Here is a 22,595-nt window from a genome sequence, read left to right as displayed (position 1 = left end):
GCCAACCCTGCGCGAAAAGTCCGAAATGTAGCGTTATCTTGCTGCGATAGCGCCGCCCTGCCGCGGAGCGGTGTCACCTACCGCGAGAGAAGCGATGCTCCAGGCAATCGGACTGACCAGCACTCCCCGCAGCGATCGCCCACCCGCCGTGGACGATCTGACCTTCGAGGCCCGGTCGGGCGCCGTGACCGCCCTCCTCGGCCCCGCGGGATCCGGCAAGACCACCGCCCTCCGGCTCATGCTCGAACTCGAGCCGGGACGCGGGACCACCTACTTCCGCGGTCGGCCGCTGCACCGCATCGCCCACCCTTTCCGTGAGGTCGGCGTGCTCCTCGGTGACGTCCCCGGCCACCCCTCCCGCACGCTCCGCAGCCAGCTCCGGATGCTCTGCGCCGCCACGGGAACTCCCGTCTCACGGGCCGAGGAGCTGCTGCGGAGCGTGGGCCTCGCCGGGCTGGAACGCCGGCCGATCGGCACCCTGCCGATCGGCGCGGACCGTCGACTCGGCCTCGCCTGCGCCCTGTTGGGCTCCCCCCATACGCTGCTGCTCGACGAGCCGGGTGCCGGCCTCTCCGCGTCCGAGAACGCGTGGCTGTACGGGTTCCTGCGCGCCCACGCCTCCGAGGGCGGCACGGTGCTCTACACCACGGCGGACCCCAAGGACGCCGCCCGCAACGCCGATCGGGTCGTCACCCTGGACGGCGGCAGACTCGTCGCCGACCAAGAGGCCGCCGAGTTCGCGCGGACCCGGCTGCGCCCCCGGGTCACCGTCCGCACCCCGCACGCCGCGCGCCTGGCCGCGGCCGTCACCCAGGAGGCGAGGGCCGCCCGGCGGTCGGTGGAGGTGGTCGCGGAGGACGGCAGCCGGCTCTCCGTCTACGGCAGCGACTGCGCGTCCGTCGGCGACACGGCCTTCCGGCACGGCGTACCGGTCCACCGCCTCGCCGAAGAAACGGGTGCCGCCCCCACCGCGAAGAGCGGGCGGGGCACAGAGGAGGGCGGTGCCTCCCAGGAGCCCGCCGCCGAACCGCGGGCCACCGCGCCCGCGTCGCGGGACGTCGTCCCGCCCCCCGCCCTCCACCACGTACCGGAGAAGCGTCCGACCGTCCGCCGGCGACCGATGCGCTCACCCCTGCGCCCGCTCCGTTACGAGGTCCACCGGCTCCTGGGGGTGCCCTCCACGCCGCTCGTCGTGGCGGGCGTCCTCCTCGTCTCCGTGGTGCTCGCCCTGCTCCTCGGGCGGGGCGGCCGCGCCGCGCTGCCCGCCGTCCTCGCCGGCTGGCCCGCGATCTCCCCGCTGCCGCCCGCCGCCCTGGGGGCCGGGCTGCTCGGCGCCTTCTCCTTCGCGGAGGAGTACCGCTACCCCGCCCTCACCACGGGGCGCGGAGCCGTGCCCCGCAGACCGGGTCTGCTGCTCGCGAAGCTCGCCGTGGCGGCGGTCGTCGCCCTCGCGCTCGGAGCACTCGTCGCGGCGGCCGACCTGGGGGCCCTGCGGCTCTTCTACGGGGCCGAGTTGACCCCCGTACCGAGGAAATGGCCGATCCTCTGCGCGAATTGGCTGGGGCTGCTCGTCGGCTGCGCCTGGGCCGGGGTGCTCGGCGCCGGGGTATTCCGGGCCGCCGCGGCCGGGGTGGCGGCCGTCCTCGCCGTACCGGTCGCCTTCGTTCCGCTGCTGCAGACGGTGCTGACGGGGCCTTCGGTGCGGTCGGCCGCCGGTCTCCCGGCGCGGTTGCGCGAGTTCGCGGGTCCGCACTGGTCCCCGGCCGTGGACCGCTGGCTGGCCGGGGGGCTGCGCGTGCTCGGGCAGCCCGCGGGAGTGGCGCTCTCCCTGACGTTGACGGGACTGTTCTGCGCTTATGTGTTCACCGGCCTTCGCCGCAGGGCCCGTTGGTGACCACGTGCGGACCGAAAGGTTCCGAGACGCTGCCAACTGGCGTGAATTATAAGGCTTATGCCCGATTAATCGTCAATTGTGTAAGGGGCGCCGATCACCCTTTCGTGTGCTTTTCACCAAAGACCTCAAGGGCCGTGGAGGCGGCGCCGACAAAGGATGCGTGAGTACCCTTGCGCACACCATGATGACCGCCGCCCGCTCCGTCGACTCCGGCCTCGGCACCCCGGGCGATCTCGACCGCTACCCCTATGCGGAGGCCCCCGCCGCAGGCCGGGTGGGTCCCCCCTCCTGGGAGGGGGTGGACACTGATCTGGGCCGCGTCGGCCGCAGGAGCGCCGGCAACCGGGGGCGCGGGCTGCACGGGCAGCTCGTCCAGCAGCTCGGCCAGATGATCGTCTCCGGTGACCTCGGCGCCGACCGTCCGCTCGTCCCCGAGGAGATCGGCCAGCGGTTCGAGGTGTCGCGCACCGTCGTGCGCGAGTCGCTCCGCGTCCTCGAGGCCAAGGGGCTCGTCAGTGCCCGGCCCAACGTCGGCACCCGGGTCAGGCCCGTCAGCGACTGGAACCTCCTCGACCCCGACATCATCGAGTGGCGCGCCTTCGGCCCGCAGCGGGAGGACCAGCGCCGTGAGCTGAACGAGCTGCGCTGGACGATCGAGCCCCTGGCCGCCCGCCTCGCCGCCGGGCACGGCCGTGAGGACGTGCAGCAGCGCCTCTCCGACATGGTCGAGATCATGGGCCACGCGTTCGCCCAGGGTGACGCCGTCACCTTCTCCCGGGCCGACACCGAGTTCCACTCCCTCCTCATCCAGCTCGCCGGGAACCGCATGCTGGAGCACCTCTCCGGCATCGTCGCCGCCGCGCTCCAGGTCTCCGGCGGCCCCGTCACCGGCTGCGACCGGCCGAGCGAGGCCTGCCTCGCCCACCACGCCCGGATCGTGGACGCGCTCGCCACCGGTGACGCGCAGGGCGCCGAGGCGGCCATGCGGCAGCTCCTCACGGTCCACCCCGAGGTGGAACGTGTCGTTCCGGCTCCCCGCGAACACTGACCCGCGGACCGTGGCCGGGAGCGAGCGGGCACACGCACCGCGTGTCGCCGGAGCCGGGCGCTGCCAGGGGAGTCCGGCAGGGCCGTCCCGGGGCGGCGTCCGGGTTCCGACGGTACAAAAGTGTGCCGATCGACCGGCCTGGGTGTTTCGTCGCAAATGAGGTGTGACTCGGGCCACGAAGATTGGGCGTAACACTCCTCCGAGCCGTGCGATGACCTAAGAGGTGACAGCCGAGGAAGGAATACAGCAGCCGACGGAGGCGCTGTGCAGTTCCCCGGTCCAGCCCGCGCCGTCGGCACATCCCCCGTCGACGGTCGTCGGCTCCAGCCCGATCCAGGGCGGGGCCGGAAGCCGTTTCCATCGTTCCGAGAGGTTGTTCGTGTCGGCCAGCACATCCCGTACGCTCCCGCCGGAGATCGCCGAGTCCGAGTCTGTGATGGCGCTCATCGAGCGGGGAAAGGCTGATGGGCAGATCGCCGGCGATGACGTGCGTCGGGCCTTCGAGGCTGACCAGATTCCGCCAACCCAGTGGAAGAATGTTCTGCGCAGCCTCAATCAGATCCTCGAGGAAGAGGGTGTGACGCTGATGGTCAGTGCAGCGGAGTCGCCGAAGCGCGCCCGCAAGAGCGTCGCAGCGAAGAGCCCGGCCAAGCGCACCGCCACCAAGACCGTCACCGCCAGGGCGACCGTGACGAAGTCCGCCGTCCCGGCCGCGGCCCCCGCCGCCGAAGGCGCCGACCCGGCCGACGAGGCCGGCTCGACCGCCAAGAAGGCGGCCGCGAAGAAGACCGCCACCAAGAAGACGGCGGCCAAGAAGACCGTCGCCAAGAAGATGGCGGCCAAGAAGACCACGTCCAAGAAGGACGCCGAGGAGCTCATCGAGGGCGAGGAGCTCCTCGAGGACGTCGCTCCCGGCAAGGGCGAGGACGAGGAGACCGAGGGCGAGACCAAGGGCTTCGTGCTGTCCGACGAGGACGAGGACGACGCTCCGGCGCAGCAGGTCGCGGTCGCCGGCGCCACCGCCGACCCGGTCAAGGACTACCTCAAGCAGATCGGCAAGGTCCCGCTGCTCAACGCCGAGCAGGAGGTCGAGCTCGCCAAGCGCATCGAGGCCGGTCTGTTCGCCGAGGACAAGCTCGCCAACTCGGACAAGCTCGCGCCGAAGCTCAAGCGCGAGCTGGAGATCATCGCCGAGGACGGCCGCCGGGCCAAGAACCACCTCCTGGAGGCCAACCTCCGTCTGGTGGTCTCCCTGGCCAAGCGTTACACCGGCCGCGGCATGCTCTTCCTGGACCTGATCCAGGAGGGCAACCTGGGCCTGATCCGTGCCGTTGAGAAGTTCGACTACACCAAGGGCTACAAGTTCTCCACGTACGCCACCTGGTGGATCCGTCAGGCGATCACCCGCGCCATGGCCGACCAGGCCCGCACCATCCGTATCCCGGTGCACATGGTCGAGGTCATCAACAAGCTCGCGCGCGTGCAGCGCCAGATGCTCCAGGACCTGGGTCGCGAGCCCACCCCGGAGGAGCTGGCCAAGGAGCTCGACATGACCCCGGAGAAGGTCATCGAGGTCCAGAAGTACGGTCGTGAGCCGATCTCCCTCCACACCCCGCTGGGTGAGGACGGCGACAGCGAGTTCGGCGACCTCATCGAGGACTCCGAGGCGGTCGTCCCGGCCGACGCGGTGAGCTTCACGCTCCTCCAGGAGCAGCTGCACTCCGTCCTCGACACCCTCTCCGAGCGCGAGGCGGGCGTCGTCTCGATGCGCTTCGGCCTCACCGACGGCCAGCCGAAGACGCTGGACGAGATCGGCAAGGTCTACGGCGTGACGCGCGAGCGGATCCGCCAGATCGAGTCGAAGACGATGTCGAAGCTCCGTCACCCGTCGCGCTCGCAGGTGCTCCGCGACTACCTGGACTGACGCGGTCGGCACACCCGCCCCGGTCCGGATCCGAAGATCCGTATGAGGCACACGGCGGTACACCGAAGGGCCCGGTTCCCCGAAAGGGGGAGCCGGGCCCTTCGGGTGTGCGGCACGGCTTCGGTTGCTGGACTCTGGGTGAACCGACATCACCGGAGAGTCAGGAGGCTCCATGCGTGGTTCCCTCACCCGAGCATTGACGGGTGCTCTGGGACTGATCACCGCGGCGGCGGGACACCTAGCCCTCGCCGCCCCCGTGGCCGCCGACAGCGTCGTGGTGGGCGGCCGCCAGGTCGGGATCGCGGACGCGCCGTGGGTCGTGGCGCTGTCCAGTCGTGACCGGTTCGGGGGTACGCGCGCGGGACAGTTCTGCGGAGGCGTGGTCGTCGCCCCCACCAAGGTGCTCACGGCGGCCCACTGCCTGGGCCGGGAGGTGCTCGGAGGCGAGCCCTGGGAGGTGCGCGACTTCGCGGTCGTCGCCGGCCGTGCCTCGCTGCGCGGCCAGGGCGGCCAGGAGGTCCGGGTCTCCGACACGTGGATCAACCCCGACTACGACCCGACGACCAACTCGGGCGATCTGGCGGTCCTGACACTGGTGAGTCCACTGCCCGAGTCGTACGTGATCGGCGTCGCCCGCGCGGGGGACACCGCGTACACGCCGGGCACGGCGGCGGACGTCTACGGCTGGGGCGACACGACCGGCAGGGGGAGTTACGCCTCCTCGCTGCGGACGGCGCGCGTCCAGGTGCTGCCGGACACGGCGTGCGAGCGGGCGTATCCGGGTGGTTCCGGCGTCCGGTACCGGGGCGACACGATGGTGTGCGCGGGCGATCCACGGGGCGGCAGGGACGCGTGCCAGGGGGACAGCGGAGGTCCGCTGGTGGCCGAGGGGCTCCTCGTCGGCCTGGTGTCCTGGGGCAGTGGCTGCGGGGAGGCCGAGAACCCCGGCGTCTACACGCGCGTCTCGGCGGTGCTGCCGGAGCGCTTCTGAGGCGTGCTCGGGAAGACCCCCTCGGGTCGGGTTCCGGAAGGGGCCGCGGAAGCGCCCGTGAGCCGGCCTCCGGAAGGGGCTACGGAAGTGCCCGTGAGCCGGGCTCCGGAAGCCTCTTCCGAAAGGGTCCGGATACGAGAACGGGCGGTCACTCCCCGCAGTAGGGGGGTGACCGCCCGCCGTCCGGTCAGCGACCGGCCCTGGGCTCGTCGTGGATGCGGGGCGTCAGTGCTCGTCGCCCACCGTGCGGGCCGGCACGTCCGTGAGCCGGTCCGTCTCATCCTGTATCTCAACGGCGATCTTCTTGAGTTCCGGCTCGAACTTACGTCCGTGGTGGGCGCAGAAGAGCAAGTCACCTCCGCTGGTCAGGACGACACGCAGGTAAGCCTGGGCGCCGCAGCGGTCGCAGCGGTCAGCGGCCGTCAGGGGGCTCGCGGGGGTCAGAACAGTAGTCACGTCGCCTCTTCTCTAGCTCGACGAGCTGTCGTACCAGGGTCAACATCCAACCAGGCCGAAAACGTTCCCGCTCGTGCCTTTTCCTTGAAACTTCTTCCAAGGTGGCTGTCTGCTGCCGGTTGGCGGCGAATGAGCCGTATTGCGTCGCTCTACGGATTTCGCGTTGCTTGTCTCGGTCAGGCCCTCCCGGCGTGGTTGCCGGTTGTTCATGAGGACGTGCCCGGAGCCTAAATGGTTCATGCCTGGAAGGGAACGTGATGTTCACGTCACCCGATCGAGGGATCGAACGTACATGCGAAGCTGGACTAGCATGAGGAACCGGGGAGGGTGGCGTGACAACGGCTCTACCAGGCATCGGTACCCTCTGAAGCCGGTGACCGACGCCGGGCCTTACCCATCGGGCCAGATTTCAAATTCAGCGAGGAGCGAACCGCGTGACCGCCGAGACGTCCGTGCCGTCCAGTGCGCTGCTGACCGCAGACCGTGACGGTTCCAACTACACCGCGCGGCACCTGCTCGTACTGGAAGGGCTCGAAGCGGTCCGCAAGCGCCCCGGCATGTACATCGGGTCCACCGACAGCCGCGGCCTGATGCACTGCATCTGGGAGATCATCGACAACTCCGTCGACGAGGCCCTCGGCGGCTACTGCGACCACATCGAGGTCGTCCTCCACGAGGACGGCTCCGTCGAGGTCCGGGACAACGGCCGGGGCATCCCCGTCGACGTCGAGCCGAAGACCGGCCTCTCGGGCGTCGAGGTCGTCATGACCAAGCTGCACGCCGGCGGAAAGTTCGGCGGCGGCTCGTACGCGGCGTCCGGCGGTCTGCACGGCGTCGGCGCCTCCGTGGTCAACGCCCTGTCGGCCCGCCTCGACGTCGAGGTCGACCGGAACAGCGCGACCCACTCGATCAGCTTCCGCCGCGGCGTCCCCGGCGTCTTCACGGAGCAGGGCCCCGACAGCCCCTTCGACCCGGCCAACGGCCTCCGCAAGGGCAAGCGGATCCCCAAGACCCGCACCGGCACCCGTGTCCGCTACTGGGCCGACCGCCAGATCTTCCTCAAGGACGCCAAGCTCTCCCTGGAGACGCTCCACCAGCGCGCCCGGCAGACCGCCTTCCTCGTCCCCGGCCTCACCATCGTCGTCCGCGACGAGCGGGACCTGGCCGGCGTCGGCAAGAGCGAGGAGACCTTCCGCTTCGACGGGGGCATCAGCGAGTTCTGCGAGTACCTCGCGCAGGACAGGGCCGTCTGCGACATCCAGCGCCTCACCGGACAGGGCACCTTCAAGGAGACCGTCCCGGTCCTCGACGAGCGCGGCCACATGACCCCGACCGAGGTCACCCGCGAGCTCGCCGTCGACGTCGCCCTGCGCTGGGGCACCGGCTACGACAGCACGATCAAGTCCTTCGTCAACATCATCGCCACCCCCAAGGGCGGCACCCACGTCTCCGGCTTCGAGCAGGCCGTCACCAGGACGGTGAACGAGGTGCTGCGCTCGGCCAAGATGCTGCGCGTCGCCGAGGACGACATCGTCAAGGACGACGCCCTGGAGGGGCTCACGGCCGTCGTGACCGTGCGCCTCGCGGAGCCGCAGTTCGAGGGCCAGACCAAGGAGGTCCTCGGCACCTCCGCCGCCCGCCGGATCGTGGCGAACGTGGTGGCCAAGGAGCTCAAGGCCTTCCTCACCTCCACCAAGCGGGATGCCAAGGCGCAGGCCCGCGCCGTCCTGGAGAAGGCCGTCGCCGCGGCCCGGACCCGGATCGCGGCCCGCCAGCACAAGGAGGCGCAGCGCAGGAAGACCGCGTTGGAGTCCTCCTCCCTGCCGGCCAAGCTGGCCGACTGCCGCAGCGACGACGTGGAGCGCAGCGAGCTCTTCATCGTCGAGGGCGACTCGGCCCTCGGCACGGCCAAGCTCGCCCGCAACAGCGAGTTCCAGGCCCTGCTGCCGATCCGCGGCAAGATCCTCAACGTCCAGAAGTCGTCCGTCGCGGACATGCTCAAGAACGCCGAGTGCGGCGCGATCATCCAGGTCATAGGAGCGGGCTCGGGCCGCACCTTCGACATCGACGCGGCCCGCTACGGCAAGGTCATCATGATGACCGACGCCGACGTCGACGGGTCCCACATCCGCACGCTGCTCCTCACGCTCTTCCAGCGGTACATGCGGCCCATGGTCGAGGCCGGGCGCGTCTTCGCGGCCGTCCCCCCGCTGCACCGCATCGAGCTCGTGCAGCCGAAGCGGGGCCAGGACAAGTACGTCTACACGTACTCGGACAGCGAGCTGCGTCAGACCCTGCTGGAGTTCCAGCGCAAGGGCGTCCGCTACAAGGACTCCATCCAGCGCTACAAGGGCCTGGGCGAGATGGACGCCGACCAGCTCGCGGAGACCACGATGGACCCGCGCCACCGCACCCTGCGCCGGATCAACATCGGCGACCTGGAGGCCTCGGAGCAGGTCTTCGACCTCCTCATGGGCAATGACGTCGCCCCCCGCAAGGAGTTCATCACCAGCTCCGCGGCCACCCTCGACCGCTCGCGCATCGACGCCTGAGGGACCCCGTCCGTGGGTGGGGCCGAGTGCTCCGCCCACGGGCCGTGCGGTACGCATATCAGCACGGTTTTGTCAGGCCACCTGGGAAAAGAGTCACCTGATGAGGTGAAGTGGGGGAGGAGAAGAGTCCGGGAAGTTCCTGCTCTGTCCATCCTTGTGCACGCGGCCGGAACGGTTCGCTGACAAGGAGAGTTGGACCCGGTGGAGCAGGTGGACAAGCAGGAGGGGCGCGGCGCTTCGGCGGTGCCGGTCGACGACCCCTGGGACGACGCGCCGGCCCCCGGCCGGGACGGGCGGGCGGAGAGCGGGGCGACCGGAGGCGGTCACCCGGGCGCGGTGCCGCGACAGCGGGTCCCCAGCGCGGCGGAGATCTATCTGGAGGTCCAGCGGAGCCCCGCCTTCCAGGAAGTGCGCCGCCGCTACCGCCGGTTCGTCTTCCCCGCCACCTTCGCCTTCCTGGCCTGGTACCTCGCCTACGTCGTGGCGGCGACCGCCGCGCCGGAGCTCATGGCCCGGCCGGTCGCCGGAGCGGTGAACGTGGCGATGGTCGCGGGCCTCGGCCAGTTCCTCACCACCTTCCTGCTCACCTGGGCGTACGCGCGCCACGCGAGGCTGCGCAGGGACCGGGCGGCCCTCGAACTGCGCTGGGACACCCAGGAGATGACCCGAGGGGTGGTGCGGCGATGACCGGAGACCACCAGACCCTGGCGCTCGTGCTGTTCAGCGTCTTCGTCGCCGTGACCCTGGGCATCACCACCTGGGTGAGCCGCAGCCGGCGCGGTTCGGCGGAGGAGTTCTACGCCGGAGGGCGCCTCTTCTCGCCCATGGAGAACGGCTTCGCCATCGCCGGCGACTACATGTCGGCGGCCTCCTTCCTCGGCATCTCCGGGCTGATCGCCCTCTACGGCTACGACGGCATGCTGTACTCCGTCGGCTTCCTCGTCGCCTGGCTCGTCGTCCTCCTCCTCGTCGCCGAACTGGTCCGCAACTGCGGGCGGTTCACCCTGGCCGACGTCGTCGCCGCGCGCATGGCCGAGCGGCCCGTGCGGATCGCCGCCGGAACGTCCTCGGTGGCCGTCTCCGTGCTCTACCTGGTGGCGCAGATGGTCGGCGCCGGAAGCCTGGTCGCCCTGCTCCTCGGCGGCACCAGTGAGGCGGCCCGCTCCTGGACGGTGATCGGGGTGGGCGCGCTGATGGTGATCTACGTGTCGCTCGGCGGCATGCGGGCCACCACCTGGATCCAGATCGTCAAGGCGGTCCTGCTCATGGCGGGCACGGTCGCGCTCACCTTCCTCGTCCTGTTCCGCTTCCACGGCGACGTGAACAGCCTGCTCTCGACCGCGGCCGAACGCAGCGGCCACGGAACGGACTTCCTCGCCCCAGGGCTCCGCTACGGCGGGGACTGGACGGCCCGCCTCGACTTCATCAGCCTCGGCCTCGCCCTGGTCCTGGGCACCGCCGGCCTGCCGCACATCCTGTCGCGCTTCTACACCGTGCCGACCGCCCGTGCCGCCCGCCGCTCCGTCGTCTGGTCCATCGGGCTCATCGGCAGCTTCTACCTGATGACGATCGTGCTCGGCTTCGGCGCCGCCGCCCTGATCGGTCCCGACGAGGTCCGGGCGTCCAACGCGGCCGGGAACACCGCCGTACCGCTGCTCGCGCTCGACCTCGGGGGCGGCGCGGGCTCCACCGGCGGCACGGTGCTCTTCGCGGTCGTCGCCGCCGTCGCCTTCGCGACCATCCTCGCGGTCGTCGCGGGGATCACCCTCGCCTCCTCGGCCTCCGTCGCCCACGACCTGTACGCCTCGCTGCGCCGCAAGCACGCGAAGCAGTACAGCGAGGTGGCCGTGGCCCGGGTCGCCGCGGTGGTGATCGGCGCCGCCGCCATCGGCCTCGGACTGCTCGCCAGCGACCTGAACGTGGCCTTCCTCGTCGGCCTGGCCTTCGCCGTCGCGGCCTCCGCCAACCTGCCGGTGCTGCTCTACTCGCTGTTCTGGCGCAGGTTCACGACCAGGGGCGCGGTCTGGGCGGTGTACGGCGGGCTGGTCCCCGCCGTCCTGCTCGTCCTGGTCTCGCCGGTCGTCTCCGGCAGCCCCGAGTCGCTGTTCCCCGGCGTCGACTTCCACCTCTTCCCGCTGCAGAACCCGGGCCTGGTCTCCGTCCCGCTCGGCTTCCTCGCCGGATGGGTCGGCACGGTCACCTCGACCGAGCCGCCCGACGAGGCGCGGCACGCGGAGACCGAGGTGCGGGCGCTGACCGGCGCGGGAGCGGTCTGATCCGTACGGAACCCTCCCGGCCCGTGTCAGCCGGTGGGCGGTGAGCTCGCCCAGGCGTACCGGTGTTCGGGGCGTCCCGTCTCGCCGTACCGGAGCGACAGGCGTACCCGGCCGGTCCGCTCCAGGAGCTTGAGGTAGCGCTGCGCGGTCTGGCGGCTGACGCCGGACCGCTCGGCGATCTCCTGCGCGGACAGCGGCCCGCCGGCGGCGAGCAGCACCTGCCGGACCAGCTCGGCCGTGGTGGGGGAGTGCCCCTTCGGCAGGTCGGGGGCGACGGAGCCCGCCGCCAGGACCCCGAAGATCCGGTCCACCTCCGCCTGCTCGGCCTCACCGCCGCCCGCCAGGGTGCGGCGGAGCGCCGCGTACGCCTCCAGCTTCCCGCGCAGACCGGCGAAGTTGAACGGCTTCACCAGGTACTGGAGGGCGCCGTGCCGCATCGCCGCCTGCACGGTGGCCACGTCCCGGGCCGCCGTCACCATGATCACGTCGCACTGGTGGCCGCGCGCGCGGAGCTTCCGTACCGCCGCGAGGCCGTTCTCGTCCGGCAGGTAGTGGTCCAGGAGGACCAGGTCCACCGGCCGCTCGTCCAGGACGGCGAGCGCCCCGGCGGTCGAATGGGCGGTGGCGACGACCCGGAAGCCGGGCACCTTGGCGACGTAGGCGGCGTTGATCCGCGCCACCCGCACGTCGTCGTCCACCACGAGCACGTCGATGAGGACGTCGGTCATCGCGCCTCCTCGGCGGGTTCCGGGACGACCGGGGCGTAGCTCAGGGCGTCGGGGAGCACGACGGTGAACTCGGCCCCGCCGCCGGGCCCCTCGGCCACGGTCGCGGCACCGCCCCGGCGCCCGGCGAGCCGGCGCACCAGGGCGAGCCCGAGCCCCCGCTTCCCGTGGGACGGAAGGGCCTTCGTCGTCCAGCCCTCGGTGAAGATCAGCTCGCGCCGCTCCTCCGGCACCCCCGGGCCGCTGTCCGAGACCCGCAGCACGACCGTACGGTCCTCGCAGCGGAAGGAGACGCCGACCCGGGCGTCCGGGGTGCCGGCGGCCGCGTCCAGGGCGTTGTCGACCAGGTTGCCGACGACGGTGACCAGTTCGCGCGGGTCGACCAGCCGGTCCGGAAGCAGCGAGTCCGGCGCGATCCGCAGCGAGACGCCGCGCTCGGCGGCGACGGTGGCCTTGCCGACGAGCAGCGCGGCCAGGAGCGGGTCGTGGACCTTCTCGGTGACCTGCTCGGCGGTGGCCCGGTGTACCCCGACCACCTCGGTGACGAACTCCACCGCCTCCTCGTGCATCTCCAGCTCCAGGAGGCCGAGGAGGGTGTGCATCCGGTTGGCGTGCTCGTGGTCCTGGGCGCGCAGGGCGTCGATGAGACCCCGCGTGGCGTCCAGCTCGCGGCCGAGGTGCTCCAGCTCCGTGCGGTCGCGGAGGGTCGCCACCGCGCCGCCGTCGTCCGTGGGCATCCGGTTCGCGATCAGCACCCGGTGCCCCCGGACCGTGACCAGGTCCTCGCCGGTGACCCGGCCCGCCAGGACGTCGGCGGTACGGCCCCGGCCGAGGACCTCGTCGAGCGGCCGCCCCGCCGCCTCGGGACCGAGGCCGAGGAGCCGCTGCGCCTCGTCGTTCACGAGCCGTACGGAACCGTTGCGGTCCAGGGCCACCACGCCCTCCCGGATGCCGTGCAGCATGGCCTCGCGTTCGGCGAGGAGCGCGGAGATGTCCGAGAAGGCCAGGTCGTGGGTCTGCCGCTGGAGCCGCCGGGAGATCAGGTACGCGGCCAGGGCCCCGGCCGCGAGCGCGCCGCCCGCGTAGGCGAGGAGACCGGGGATCGCGCCGAGGAGCCGGTCGCGGACGCTGTCGTACTCGATGCCGACGGAGACCGCGCCGACGGTCCGCCCGTCCGCGTCGCGCAGCGGCACCTTGCCGCGCGCCGACCGGCCGAGGGTGCCGCTGTCGATCTCCATGACCTCCCGCCCGGCCAGGGCCTCGCTCGGGTCGGTGGAGACGACCCTGCCGATCTGTACGGGGTCGGGATGCGACCAGCGCACCCCGCGCACGTCCATGACGACGACGTACTCGGCGCCCGTGGAGGCCCGTACCCGCTCGGCCTCCGTCTGCACCGGGCCCCGCGCGGACGGCGGCCCGGCGGTGAGGTCGGCGGCGAGTCGGGGCGACGCGGTGGTCCCGGCGATGGCCAGGGCCCGCCGCATGGCCTGGTCGTCGAGCTGCGCGCTCAGCGGGGCCAGGAAGAAGCCGGTGGCGAGGACGGTCACCCCGGTCGCGACGGCCAGCTGCATCAGCAGGACCTGCGAGAACACCCGCCGGGGCCACCCGAACCGCCGGCGGCGCGTGCGGGGGCGCGGGGATCCGGTCCGTACGGGGTTCATGCCCGAAAAGGTACGGGGCCACGCCCCGGCACCGGAAATGAGCGGAGGTGGGGAGGGGGGGAGGGGGAGGGAAGGCGTGCGGTGCCGGAGCGGGGGTAGGGCCCAAGAGACCGCAGTCCGTCCCGGGGCACCCGCCCCGAGGGACCGAAACCCGTCCCGTACGTACGCACCCGCGTCGCCCCCGGGGGCCCGTCACCGGCCCGCGGCCCGCCTATCCTGGGCCTTTCCGCGGAGCGGCCGAGCGGCACCCCGCGGGCACCACGACCGAGCACGACCGGAGGCACGTCCCTTGACCACGCAGCAGATCCCCGTCGTCGTCCTGGCCGGGTTCCTCGGGGCCGGGAAGACCACGCTCCTCAACCATCTGCTGCGCAGCGCCCGGGGCACCCGCATCGGGGTCATGGTCAACGACTTCGGCGACATCGGCATCGACGCGATGACCGTCGCCGGCCAGGTCGGTTCCACCGTCTCCCTCGGCAACGGCTGCCTGTGCTGCGCCGTGGACGCCAGTGAACTCGACGAGTACCTGGAGGTCCTGACCCGGCCCGAGTCCCGGCTCGACGTGATCGTGATCGAGGCGAGCGGACTCGCGGAGCCGCAGGAACTGGTCCGCATGGTCCTCGCCAGCGAGAACGAGCGGATCGTGTACGGAGGGCTCGTCCAGGTCGTCGACGCGGCCGAGTTCGGGGCCACCCGCCACCGCCACCCCGGGACCGACCGGCACCTGGCCGTCGCCGACCTCGTGGTCGTCAACAAGGCCGACCGGGTCTCCGCCGACGAGCTGCGGAGCGTACGGGAGACGGTCGCGGGCCTCGCCGGACGCGCCGCCGTGATCGAGGCCTCCCACGGCCGCGTCGACCCGGAACTGCTCTTCGACCGGGTCGTGCCGGACGGCGAGATCGAGGGCCAGATGTCCATCGAGGACGTCCTGTACGGCTCCGACGACGCCGACGACCACGCGCACGCGTCCTACGAGACCGTCTCGCTGACGGCCTCGACGCCGCTCCACCCGCGCCGCCTGATGACGTTCCTCGACTCCCGTCCCGAAGGGCTCTACCGGATCAAGGGCTTCGTCGACCTCGGCGCCGCCGACCCGGCCAACCGCTACACCGTGCACGCCGTCGGACGCTTCCTGCGCTTCTACCCGGAGCCCTGGCCCGCCGGTGAGGAGCGCCTCACCCAGCTCGTCCTGATCGGCTCCGGCATCGACGCGGCCGGCCTGCGCAAGGAACTCGCCGCCTGCGAGCTGAGCGGCCCGCACGACGTGCCCGACGAGTCCGGCATGTGGGGCCTGCTGCGATACGTGCCGCAGACGGAGGAGGAGCCGGAGGAGACCCTGTTCTAGGGCCTCTTCCGACTCCTCCTGACGGTGCTCTAGCTGGCCGGACCCGCCAGCACCTCCACCGGCTTCGCCAGCGGGGTGCCCGAGCCGTCGCGGCGGGGGTCGATCTCCGGGAGCTCGACCGGGGTGCCGTTCTTCTGGGCTGCGCGGGCCGGGGCGGCGCCCGCCCAGGCCAGGGTCAGGACGTCCTCGCCCTTCAGGAAGCGCTGGCAGCGGACGCCGCCGGTCGCACGCCCCTTGCGCGGGTACTGGTCGAAGGGCGTCAGCTTCGCCGACGCGCCGACGGAGGAGTCCAGGGCGCCCGTGGAGCCCGCGACCGTGAAGACCACCGCGTCCGACGCCGGGTCGACCGCCGTGAACGAGAGGACCTCGGCGCCCGCGGCCAGCTTGACGCCCGCCATGCCGCCCGCGGGCCGGCCCTGGGGCCGCACCTGGGAGGCCGGGTAGCGCAGCAGCTGGGCGTCGGAGGTGATGAAGACCAGGTCCTCCTCGCCCGTCCGCAGCTCGGTCGCGCCGACGATCCGGTCACCGTCCTTGAGGGTGATGACCTCCAGCTCGTCCTTGTTCGCCGGATAGTCCGGCACCACCCGCTTCACCACGCCCTGGAGCGTGCCGAGGGCGAGCCCCTGCGAGGCCTCTTCGAGGGTGGTCAGGCAGACCACCGTCTCGTCCGCCTCCAGGGAGACGAACTCCGACAGCGGCGCGCCGCCCGCCAGGTTCGGGACGGACGCGGTGTCCGGCAGCTGCGGCAGGTCGATCACCGAGATCCGCAGCAGCCGGCCGGCCGAGGTCACCGCGCCGATGTCGCCGCGCTGGGTGGCGGCCACCACCGACACGATCACGTCGTGCTTGACCCGCTTCGCGTCCGGGTCGGTGGGCGGCAGCTCCTCCGTCGCCGTACGCGCCAGCAGGCCGGTCGAGGAGAGCAGCACCCGGCACGGGTCGTCCGCGACCTGGAGGGACGTGGCCGCGACGGGCGTGCCGGCCGATTCGAGCAGGACGGTCCGGCGGTCCGTGCCGAACTTCTTGGCGACCGCGGCCAGCTCCGCCGAGACCAGCTTGCGCAGCTCCGCGTCGGACTCCAGGATCCCGGTCAGCTCGTCGATCTCGCCGTTGAGGCGGTCCCGCTCGCCCTCCAGCTCGATCCGGTCGAACCTGGTGAGGCGGCGCAGCGGGGTGTCCAGGATGTACTGCGTCTGGATCTCGCTCAGGGAGAAGCGCTCGATCAGGCGCTCCTTGGCCTGTGCCGAGTTCTCGCTCTCCCGGATGAGGCGGATGACCTCGTCGATGTCGAGCAGGGCCACGAGCAGGCCCTCGACCAGGTGGAGCCGGTCGCGCTTCTTGGTGCGGCGGAACTCGGAGCGGCGGCGGACCACCTCGAAGCGGTGGTCCAGGTAGACCTCCAGGAGCTCCTTGAGGCCGAGGGTGAGCGGCTGCCCGTCGACGAGCGCCACGTTGTTGATGCCGAAGGACTCCTCCATCGGCGTCAGCTTGTAGAGCTGCTCCAGGACCGCCTCGGGCACGAAGCCGTTCTTGACCTCGATGACCAGGCGCAGGCCGTGGCTGCGGTCGGTGAGGTCCTTGACGTCCGCGATGCCCTGGAGCTTCTTGGAGCCGACCAGGTCCTTGATCTTGGAGACGACCTTCTCGGGGCCGACCGTGAACGGCAGCTCGGTCACGACGATGCCCTTGCGGCGCGCCGTGACGGTCTCCACGGTCGCGGTGGCGCGGATCTTGAAGGAGCCGCGCCCCGTCGCGTACGCGTCCTTGATCCCGGAGAGGCCGACGATCCGGCCGCCGGTCGGCAGGTCGGGGCCGGGCACGAAGCGCATCAGCGTCTCGAGGTCGGCGTTCGGGTGCCGGATCAGGTGGCGGGCGGCCGCGACGACCTCGCCGAGGTTGTGCGGGGGCATGTTGGTCGCCATGCCGACCGCGATGCCGGACGCGCCGTTGACCAGCAGGTTCGGGTAGGCGGCGGGCAGCGCCGCCGGCTCCTTCTCCTGGCCGTCGTAGTTCGGCGCGAAGTCGACCGTGTCCTCTTCGATGGACTCGGTCATGAGCAGCGCGGCCGGGGCCATCCGCGACTCGGTGTACCGCATGGCGGCCGGCGGGTCGTCGTTGCCGAGGGAGCCGAAGTTGCCGTGGCCGTCGACGAGCGGGAGGCGCATGGAGAAGGGCTGCGCCATGCGGACCATCGCGTCGTAGATCGACGCGTCGCCGTGCGGGTGCAGCTTGCCCATCACCTCGCCGACGACCCGGGCGCACTTCACGAAGCCGCGGTCGGGGCGCAGCCCCATCTCGTTCATCTGGTAGACGATGCGGCGCTGGACGGGCTTCATGCCGTCGCGGGCGTCCGGGAGCGCGCGCGAGTAGATCACCGAGTACGCGTACTCGAGGAAGGAGCCCTGCATCTCGTCGACGACGTCGATGTCGAGGATCCTCTCCTCGTACGCGTCGTCCGGCGGCGGTGTCTTCGTGCTGCGGCGGGCCATCGCGGCTGCGGCTCCTTCACCAACAAGGTTGATCTGACGCGGACCATTGTGGACCGTGCCACCGACAACGCCGACCGCGACCCGGAAGAGGGACATCTCGGCGGGACGGGAACTTCGCCAGGTGTCGGCGCGCTTGCATACAGTGGCAGGACTTTTTCACATCGCGATCGAAGGGACGTACATGCCCATGGGTCACACGGCCACGGCCGAGGCCGGCTCCGGCGGCCTGACAGCGACCGAGCACCGGTTGGCGAACGGCCTGCGCGTGGTGCTCTCGGAGGACCACCTGACCCCGGTCGCCGCGGTCTGCCTCTGGTACGACGTCGGCTCGCGCCACGAGGTCCGGGGCCGCACGGGGCTGGCCCACCTCTTCGAGCACCTGATGTTCCAGGGCTCGAAGCAGGTCCACGGCAACGGCCACTTCGAGCTGGTGCAGGGCGCGGGCGGCTCGCTCAACGGCACGACGAGCTTCGAGCGCACCAACTACTTCGAGACCATGCCCACGCACCAGCTGGAGCTCGCGCTCTGGCTGGAGGCCGACCGCATGGGCTCGCTGCTCGCCGCCCTGGACGACGAGTCCATGGAGAACCAGCGGGACGTCGTCAAGAACGAGCGCCGCCAGCGCTACGACAACGTGCCGTACGGCACGGCCTTCGAGAAGCTGACCGCCCTCGCCTACCCGGAGGGCCACCCCTACCACCACACGCCGATCGGCTCCATGGCCGACCTGGACGCGGCCACCCTGGAGGACGCGCGGGAGTTCTTCCGCACGTACTACGCCCCGAACAACGCGGTGCTCTCCGTCGTCGGCGACATCGACCCGGCGCAGACCCTCGCCTGGATCGAGAAGTACTTCGGCTCCATCCCGTCCCACGACGGCAAGCCGGCCCCGCGCGACGGCTCGCTGCCCGACGTCATCGGCGAGCAGCTGCGCGAGGTCGTCGAGGAGGAGGTCCCGGCGCGCGCCCTGATGGCCGCCTACCGGCTGCCGCACGACGGCACGCGCGAGTGCGACGCCGCCGACCTGGCCCTGACGGTCCTGGGCGGCGGGGAGTCCTCCCGGCTGCACAACCGCCTGGTCCGCCGGGACCGCACGGCCGTCGCCGCCGGCTTCGGCCTGCTGCGGCTCGCCGGGGCGCCCTCGCTCGGCTGGCTGGACGTCAAGACGTCCGGCGGCGTCGAGGTCCCCGAGATCGAGGCCGCCGTGGACGAGGAGCTCGCCCGGTTCGCCGCCGAGGGCCCCACGCCCGAGGAGATGGAGCGCGCGCAGGCCCAGCTGGAGCGCGAGTGGCTGGACCGGCTCGGCACCGTCGCGGGCCGCGCCGACGAACTGTGCCGGTTCGCCGTGCTGTTCGGCGACCCGCAGCTCGCCCTCACCGCCGTCGACCGCGTCCTCGACATCACCGCCGAGGAGGTCCGGGAGGCCGCCGCGGCCCGGCTGCGCCCGGACAACCGCGCGGTCCTGGTCTACGAGCCGGTGGGCACCGAACAGAGCGACAGCGACGAGGAAGAGGGAGCGGACCAGTGACCGACGCTGCCGCGTCTTTGACGAGCATGGAGTTCCACCCGCAGCCGGCGCCGGGCACCGCCCGCCCCTGGGCCTTCCCGGCCCCGGACCGCGGCACCCTGGAGAACGGTCTGACCGTCCTCACCAGCCACCGCCCCGGCCAGCAGGTCGTCGCCGTGGAGCTCTACCTGCCGGCCCCGCTGGACGCCGAGCCCGCCGGCCTCGACGGCGTGGCCACCATCATGGCCCGCGCGCTCTCCGAGGGCACCGACAAGCACAGCGCCGAGGAGTTCGCGGCCGAGCTGGAGCGCTGCGGCGCCACGCTCGACGCGCACGCCGACCACCCGGGCGTACGGGTCTCCCTGGAGGTCCCGGTCTCCCGGCTGCCCAAGGCGCTCGGGCTGCTCGCCGAGGCCCTGATCGCCCCGGCGTTCCTGGACACCGAGGTCGAGCGCCTGGTGCGCAACCGCCTCGACGAGATCCCCCACGAGACGGCCAACCCGGCCCGGCGCGCCGCCAAGCAGCTCTCCAAGGAGCTGTTCCCGGCCGACTCCCGGATGTCCCGGCCGCGCCAGGGCACCGAGGAGACCGTCGCGGCGATCGACGGCGCCGCGGTCCGCGCCTTCTTCGAGGCGCACGTGCGGCCCGCCACGGCCACCGCCGTGGTCGTCGGCGACCTGACCGGCGTCGACCTGGAGAAGGTCCTCGCGGAGACCCTGGGCGCCTGGACCGGTGAGCCGGGCGAGCCGCTGCCGATGCCGCCGATCACCGCCGACGACACCGGCCGGGTCGTCATCGTGGACCGCCCCGGCGCCGTCCAGACCCAGCTCCTCATCGGTCGGATCGGCCCCGACCGGCACGCCCGCGTCTGGCCGGCCCAGGTCCTCGGCACGTACTGCCTCGGCGGCACCCTGACCTCGCGTCTGGACCGGGTCCTGCGCGAGGAGAAGGGCTACACGTACGGCGTGCGGGCCTTCGGGCAGGTGCTCCGCTCGGACGCCGGGGGGAACGGCGCGGCGATGCTCGCCATCAGCGGCTCCGTCGACACCCCCAACACGGGCCCCGCCCTGGACGACCTGTGGAAGGTGCTGCGCACCCTGGCCGCCGAGGGGCTCACGGACGCCGAGCGGGAGACCGCCGTGCAGAACCTGGTGGGGGTGGCGCCGCTCAAGTACGAGACGGCCGCCTCCGTGGCCGGGACGCTCGCCGACCAGGTGGAGCAGCACCTCCCGGACGACTTCCAGGCCCAGCTGTACGCGCGCCTGGCCGAGACCGGCACCGTCGAGGCGACCGCGGCCGTGGTCAGCGCCTTCCCGGTGGACCGGCTCGTCACGGTCCTGGTGGGCGACGCGGCGCAGATCGCGGAGCCGGTGCGGGCGCTCGGCATCGGTGAAGTGACCGTCGTCACCGGCTGACAGGACGGGCGGACGAACGGACGAGCGGACGGAGGGCCCCGGCGTGACGGAAGGTCAGGGCCCTTCGCCCGTCCGTGCGAGTCCCGTGCGGGGGTCGCGCGGAAACCCTCCGGCGAATTGTCCGGATTGAAAGCAAGCGTGATCATCTGCCCTGTGGCATGCCTTACAAAAGACCATGTTCGGTTGGTGATCGACTGGGGCTCCGCATAGCGTCGGTGCGGCTGTTCGCCAGTTGCACCCGCCGCGCCCGCGGCACCGGACAGTCATCGCCGAGTCCCCGTCAGGCGCGAGCCTGGGGAGCCGGGGACCCACGCAGTCCCTGGGGTGAATCGGACGCCTTCGCCTCGTGCGGAGGGGCCCGTAGGAGACCTTCCTGCTCCGAACCCGTCAGCTAACCCGGTAGGCGAGAAGGAAGGAAAGGAACAACGTCTTCATGGCGTTCACCCGTGCCACCGGGAAGCATCGTGGTTCGAGCCGGATGGCGCGCCGTGGCGCGGGCATCGCCGGCGCGGCGACCCTCGCCACCACCGGCGTCATCGGAACCCTCGCCTCCCCGGCGCTCGCCGCCGACACGGACAACCGCTCCCCCGAGGACACCGGGCTCACCAAGGTGATCACCGAGGACTCCCTCGTCGACCGGCTCAACGCCCAGGCCGACGCCCAGGACCGCGAGGCCTTCGAGGCCCTCGCCGAGCAGAAGGCCCGCGCCGAGGCGAAGCGCAAGGCCGAGGCCCGCGCCAAGGAGATCCGCGAGGAGAGGGCCCGCGCCGCCCGCGAGGCCGAGCGCCGCCGCCTGAACTCCTTCCAGCTCCCCATCGCCGGCTCGTACGTCTCCACCGGCTACAGGACCGGCGGCTCGCTCTGGTCCTCCGGCAGCCACTCCGGCGTCGACTTCCACGCCGCCTACGGCAGCCGGGTCGTCTCCGTCGGCTCCGGCACCGTCGTCGAGGCCGGCTGGGGCGGCGCGTACGGCAACAACATCGTCATCCGGATGCACGACGGCACGTACACCCAGTACGGTCACCTCTCCTCCATCGGGGTGTACGTCGGCCAGACCGTCGAGCCGGGCCAGCAGATCGGCATCTCGGGTTCGACCGGCAACTCGACCGGGCCGCACCTCCACTTCGAGGCGCGCACGGGCGCCGACTACGGCTCCGACATCAACCCGATCTCCTACCTCCGCGCCCGCGGCGTCACCGTCTGACCCGCCCCACCGCCCCACTCGCGTCGCAAAAGCCCCGGCTCGTGCTGAGCCGGGGCTTTTCGCCGTCCCCTCGTCCGCCGAAAGGCGGCCAGGGATTCCATGGGGCATCGGAAATTCCGGCATGCTGCAATAGAGTCGCGGATCAGGCGCAGAACAGGCGCCGCTCGAATTGTCTCGCGCGGACCAAGGCGGAGGTCGGACATGCGCATTCCCGCGCATTCGGTATGCACGGCGATCCGGGACGACATCGTCTCCGGCGTCCTTGAGCGGGGCAGCCGGCTGACCGAGGAGCAGCTCGCCCGCCGATACGGGGTCTCCCGCGTCCCGGTCCGCGAGGCGCTGCGCACCCTGGAGTCCGAGGGCTTCGTCCTCACCCGGCGCCACGCGGGCGCGCACGTCGCCGAGCCCACCGAGCAGGAGGCGGCCGACCTGCTCGACATGCGGGCGCTGCTCGAACCGCTGGGGGCCGCCCGGGCCGCGCAGCGGCGCACCGACGCCCACCTCAAGGTGCTGCGCGGCCTGGTCAGACTGGGGCAGGAGCGGGCCAGGCGCGGCCAGGGCGAGGACCTGCGCTCGCTCGGCGGCTGGTTCCACGAGACGCTCGCGCAGGCCTCCGGCAGCCCGCCGCTGACGGCGCTGCTCACCCAGCTGCGGCACAAGATCGCGTGGATGTACGCGGTGGGGCAGCCCGAACGGCCGGTGGAGACGTGGGCCGAGCACGGCGCGATCGTGGACGCCGTGGCGCGCGGCGACGCCGAGCGGGCGAGGGCCCTCACCGCGCTGCACGTGGAGCGCTCGACGCCGCTGCACCGGCTCAAGAGGCCGGAGCGGGGACGTGTGAGGGTTTCGCAACACGTCGTCAACACGACGAGTGCCCGGAATTAACACGCGCACCGTATACAAAGAATAGAAATACCACGGGGCTTTTCGTGCTGCCCGGAAATGGGGGGCGCGGGGGAGCGGGGTGGAAAAGCGAAAGGCCGTGGCCGCCGGAATTCCGGCGGCCACGGAGGGTTTCTCAACCTGCTTTGCGAGCTTGCCGGTTGACCTGACAGCATGACGAAACCCCTGGTAGATGGGTTTTCGACCAAGAGAACCGTCTCCACCA

At 71.8% G+C, this 22,595-nt stretch carries 16 protein-coding genes and 1 riboswitch; of the genes, 12 read left to right on the top strand and 4 right to left on the bottom strand.

Annotated elements, in window-relative coordinates; genetic code table 11:
* Positions 1-94: 94 nt before the first annotated feature.
* The 4 genes from OO47_RS28180 to OO47_RS28165 all read left to right on the top strand — a co-directional run bounded on the left by OO47_RS28180 (position 95) and on the right by OO47_RS28165 (position 5,857).
* Entirely contained in the window at positions 95-1,894 is a 1,800-nt protein-coding gene (locus OO47_RS28180) for an ABC transporter ATP-binding protein (RefSeq protein WP_030220802.1), read from the top strand.
* Between the two features lie 160 nt (positions 1,895-2,054).
* Positions 2,055-2,942, top strand: a complete 888-nt coding sequence (locus OO47_RS28175) for a FadR/GntR family transcriptional regulator (protein ID WP_078489971.1) — start codon at positions 2,055-2,057, stop codon at positions 2,940-2,942.
* A gap of 379 nt (positions 2,943-3,321) precedes the next feature.
* Entirely contained in the window at positions 3,322-4,866 is a 1,545-nt protein-coding gene (locus tag OO47_RS28170) for an RNA polymerase sigma factor (protein ID WP_030220799.1), read from the top strand.
* 172 nt (positions 4,867-5,038) lie between these two features.
* Positions 5,039-5,857, top strand: a complete 819-nt coding sequence (locus OO47_RS28165) for a serine protease (protein ID WP_030220797.1) — start codon at positions 5,039-5,041, stop codon at positions 5,855-5,857.
* A gap of 225 nt (positions 5,858-6,082) precedes the next feature.
* Here the strand turns inward: OO47_RS28165 and OO47_RS28160 are convergent, their stop codons facing one another.
* Complete coding sequence (locus OO47_RS28160; RefSeq protein ID WP_030211728.1) at positions 6,083-6,313, bottom strand: DUF7455 domain-containing protein; 231 nt, start codon at positions 6,311-6,313, stop codon at positions 6,083-6,085.
* Between the two features lie 434 nt (positions 6,314-6,747).
* Here OO47_RS28160 and OO47_RS28155 point away from each other — a divergent pair, with 434 nt between their 5' ends.
* The 3 genes from OO47_RS28155 (at position 6,748) to OO47_RS28145 (ending at position 11,141) form a co-directional block, all read left to right on the top strand.
* Complete coding sequence (locus OO47_RS28155) at positions 6,748-8,865, top strand: DNA gyrase/topoisomerase IV subunit B (protein ID WP_030220795.1); 2,118 nt, start codon at positions 6,748-6,750, stop codon at positions 8,863-8,865.
* Positions 8,866-9,066: 201 nt separating this feature from the next.
* Positions 9,067-9,552 (top strand): DUF485 domain-containing protein, encoded by a 486-nt coding sequence (locus OO47_RS28150; RefSeq protein ID WP_234323324.1) that lies wholly within the window; start codon positions 9,067-9,069, stop codon positions 9,550-9,552.
* The gene (locus OO47_RS28145; RefSeq protein ID WP_030220790.1) at positions 9,549-11,141 is read left to right on the top strand and encodes a solute symporter family protein; all 1,593 of its coding nucleotides are present in this window, start codon (positions 9,549-9,551) and stop codon (positions 11,139-11,141) included. Before OO47_RS28150 ends, OO47_RS28145 begins: the two co-directional genes overlap by 4 nt.
* Before the next feature lie 26 nt (positions 11,142-11,167).
* Here the strand turns inward: OO47_RS28145 and OO47_RS28140 are convergent, their stop codons facing one another.
* Together OO47_RS28140 and OO47_RS28135 are read right to left on the bottom strand one after the other, a co-directional pair.
* Complete coding sequence (locus OO47_RS28140) at positions 11,168-11,869, bottom strand: DUF7342 family protein (RefSeq protein ID WP_030220788.1); 702 nt, start codon at positions 11,867-11,869, stop codon at positions 11,168-11,170.
* Positions 11,866-13,527 (bottom strand): ATP-binding protein, encoded by a 1,662-nt coding sequence (locus OO47_RS28135; RefSeq protein ID WP_030220786.1) that lies wholly within the window; start codon positions 13,525-13,527, stop codon positions 11,866-11,868. The genes OO47_RS28140 and OO47_RS28135 overlap by 4 nt, the downstream gene beginning before the upstream one ends.
* Before the next feature lie 289 nt (positions 13,528-13,816).
* Between OO47_RS28135 and OO47_RS28130 the strand changes: the two genes are divergently transcribed.
* Entirely contained in the window at positions 13,817-14,872 is a 1,056-nt protein-coding gene (locus OO47_RS28130; RefSeq protein WP_030220782.1) for a CobW family GTP-binding protein, read from the top strand.
* 29 nt (positions 14,873-14,901) lie between these two features.
* On the opposite strand, the gene OO47_RS28125 is transcribed toward OO47_RS28130, so the two are convergent.
* Positions 14,902-17,361 carry a DNA gyrase/topoisomerase IV subunit A gene (locus OO47_RS28125; protein WP_030220779.1) on the bottom strand — a complete coding sequence of 820 codons (2,460 nt, stop codon included), beginning with the start codon at positions 17,359-17,361 and terminating at the stop codon, positions 14,902-14,904.
* Between the two features lie 181 nt (positions 17,362-17,542).
* Here OO47_RS28125 and OO47_RS28120 point away from each other — a divergent pair, with 181 nt between their 5' ends.
* The 4 genes from OO47_RS28120 to OO47_RS28105 all read left to right on the top strand — a co-directional run bounded on the left by OO47_RS28120 (position 17,543) and on the right by OO47_RS28105 (position 22,372).
* Complete coding sequence (locus OO47_RS28120) at positions 17,543-18,889, top strand: M16 family metallopeptidase (RefSeq protein ID WP_078489969.1); 1,347 nt, start codon at positions 17,543-17,545, stop codon at positions 18,887-18,889.
* A gap of 26 nt (positions 18,890-18,915) precedes the next feature.
* Positions 18,916-20,283, top strand: a complete 1,368-nt coding sequence (locus OO47_RS28115; RefSeq protein ID WP_030220773.1) for a M16 family metallopeptidase — start codon at positions 18,916-18,918, stop codon at positions 20,281-20,283.
* A gap of 257 nt (positions 20,284-20,540) precedes the next feature.
* Positions 20,541-20,703: riboswitch (cyclic di-AMP (ydaO/yuaA leader) on the top strand.
* Positions 20,704-20,716: 13 nt separating this feature from the next.
* Positions 20,717-21,487, top strand: coding sequence for a M23 family metallopeptidase (locus OO47_RS28110; protein WP_030220769.1), 771 nt, complete (start codon positions 20,717-20,719; stop codon positions 21,485-21,487).
* A gap of 201 nt (positions 21,488-21,688) precedes the next feature.
* Positions 21,689-22,372: a GntR family transcriptional regulator gene (locus OO47_RS28105; RefSeq protein WP_030220767.1), complete on the top strand. Its 684-nt coding sequence runs from the start codon at positions 21,689-21,691 to the stop codon at positions 22,370-22,372.
* Positions 22,373-22,595: the final 223 nt, after the last annotated feature.

Origin of the sequence: Streptomyces bikiniensis (genome assembly GCF_000716625.1) — a bacterium.
Lineage (GTDB): Bacteria > Actinomycetota > Actinomycetes > Streptomycetales > Streptomycetaceae > Streptomyces > Streptomyces bikiniensis.
Note: the sequence above shows the minus strand (reverse complement) of the source record. Positions and strands in the feature narration are given on the sequence as shown.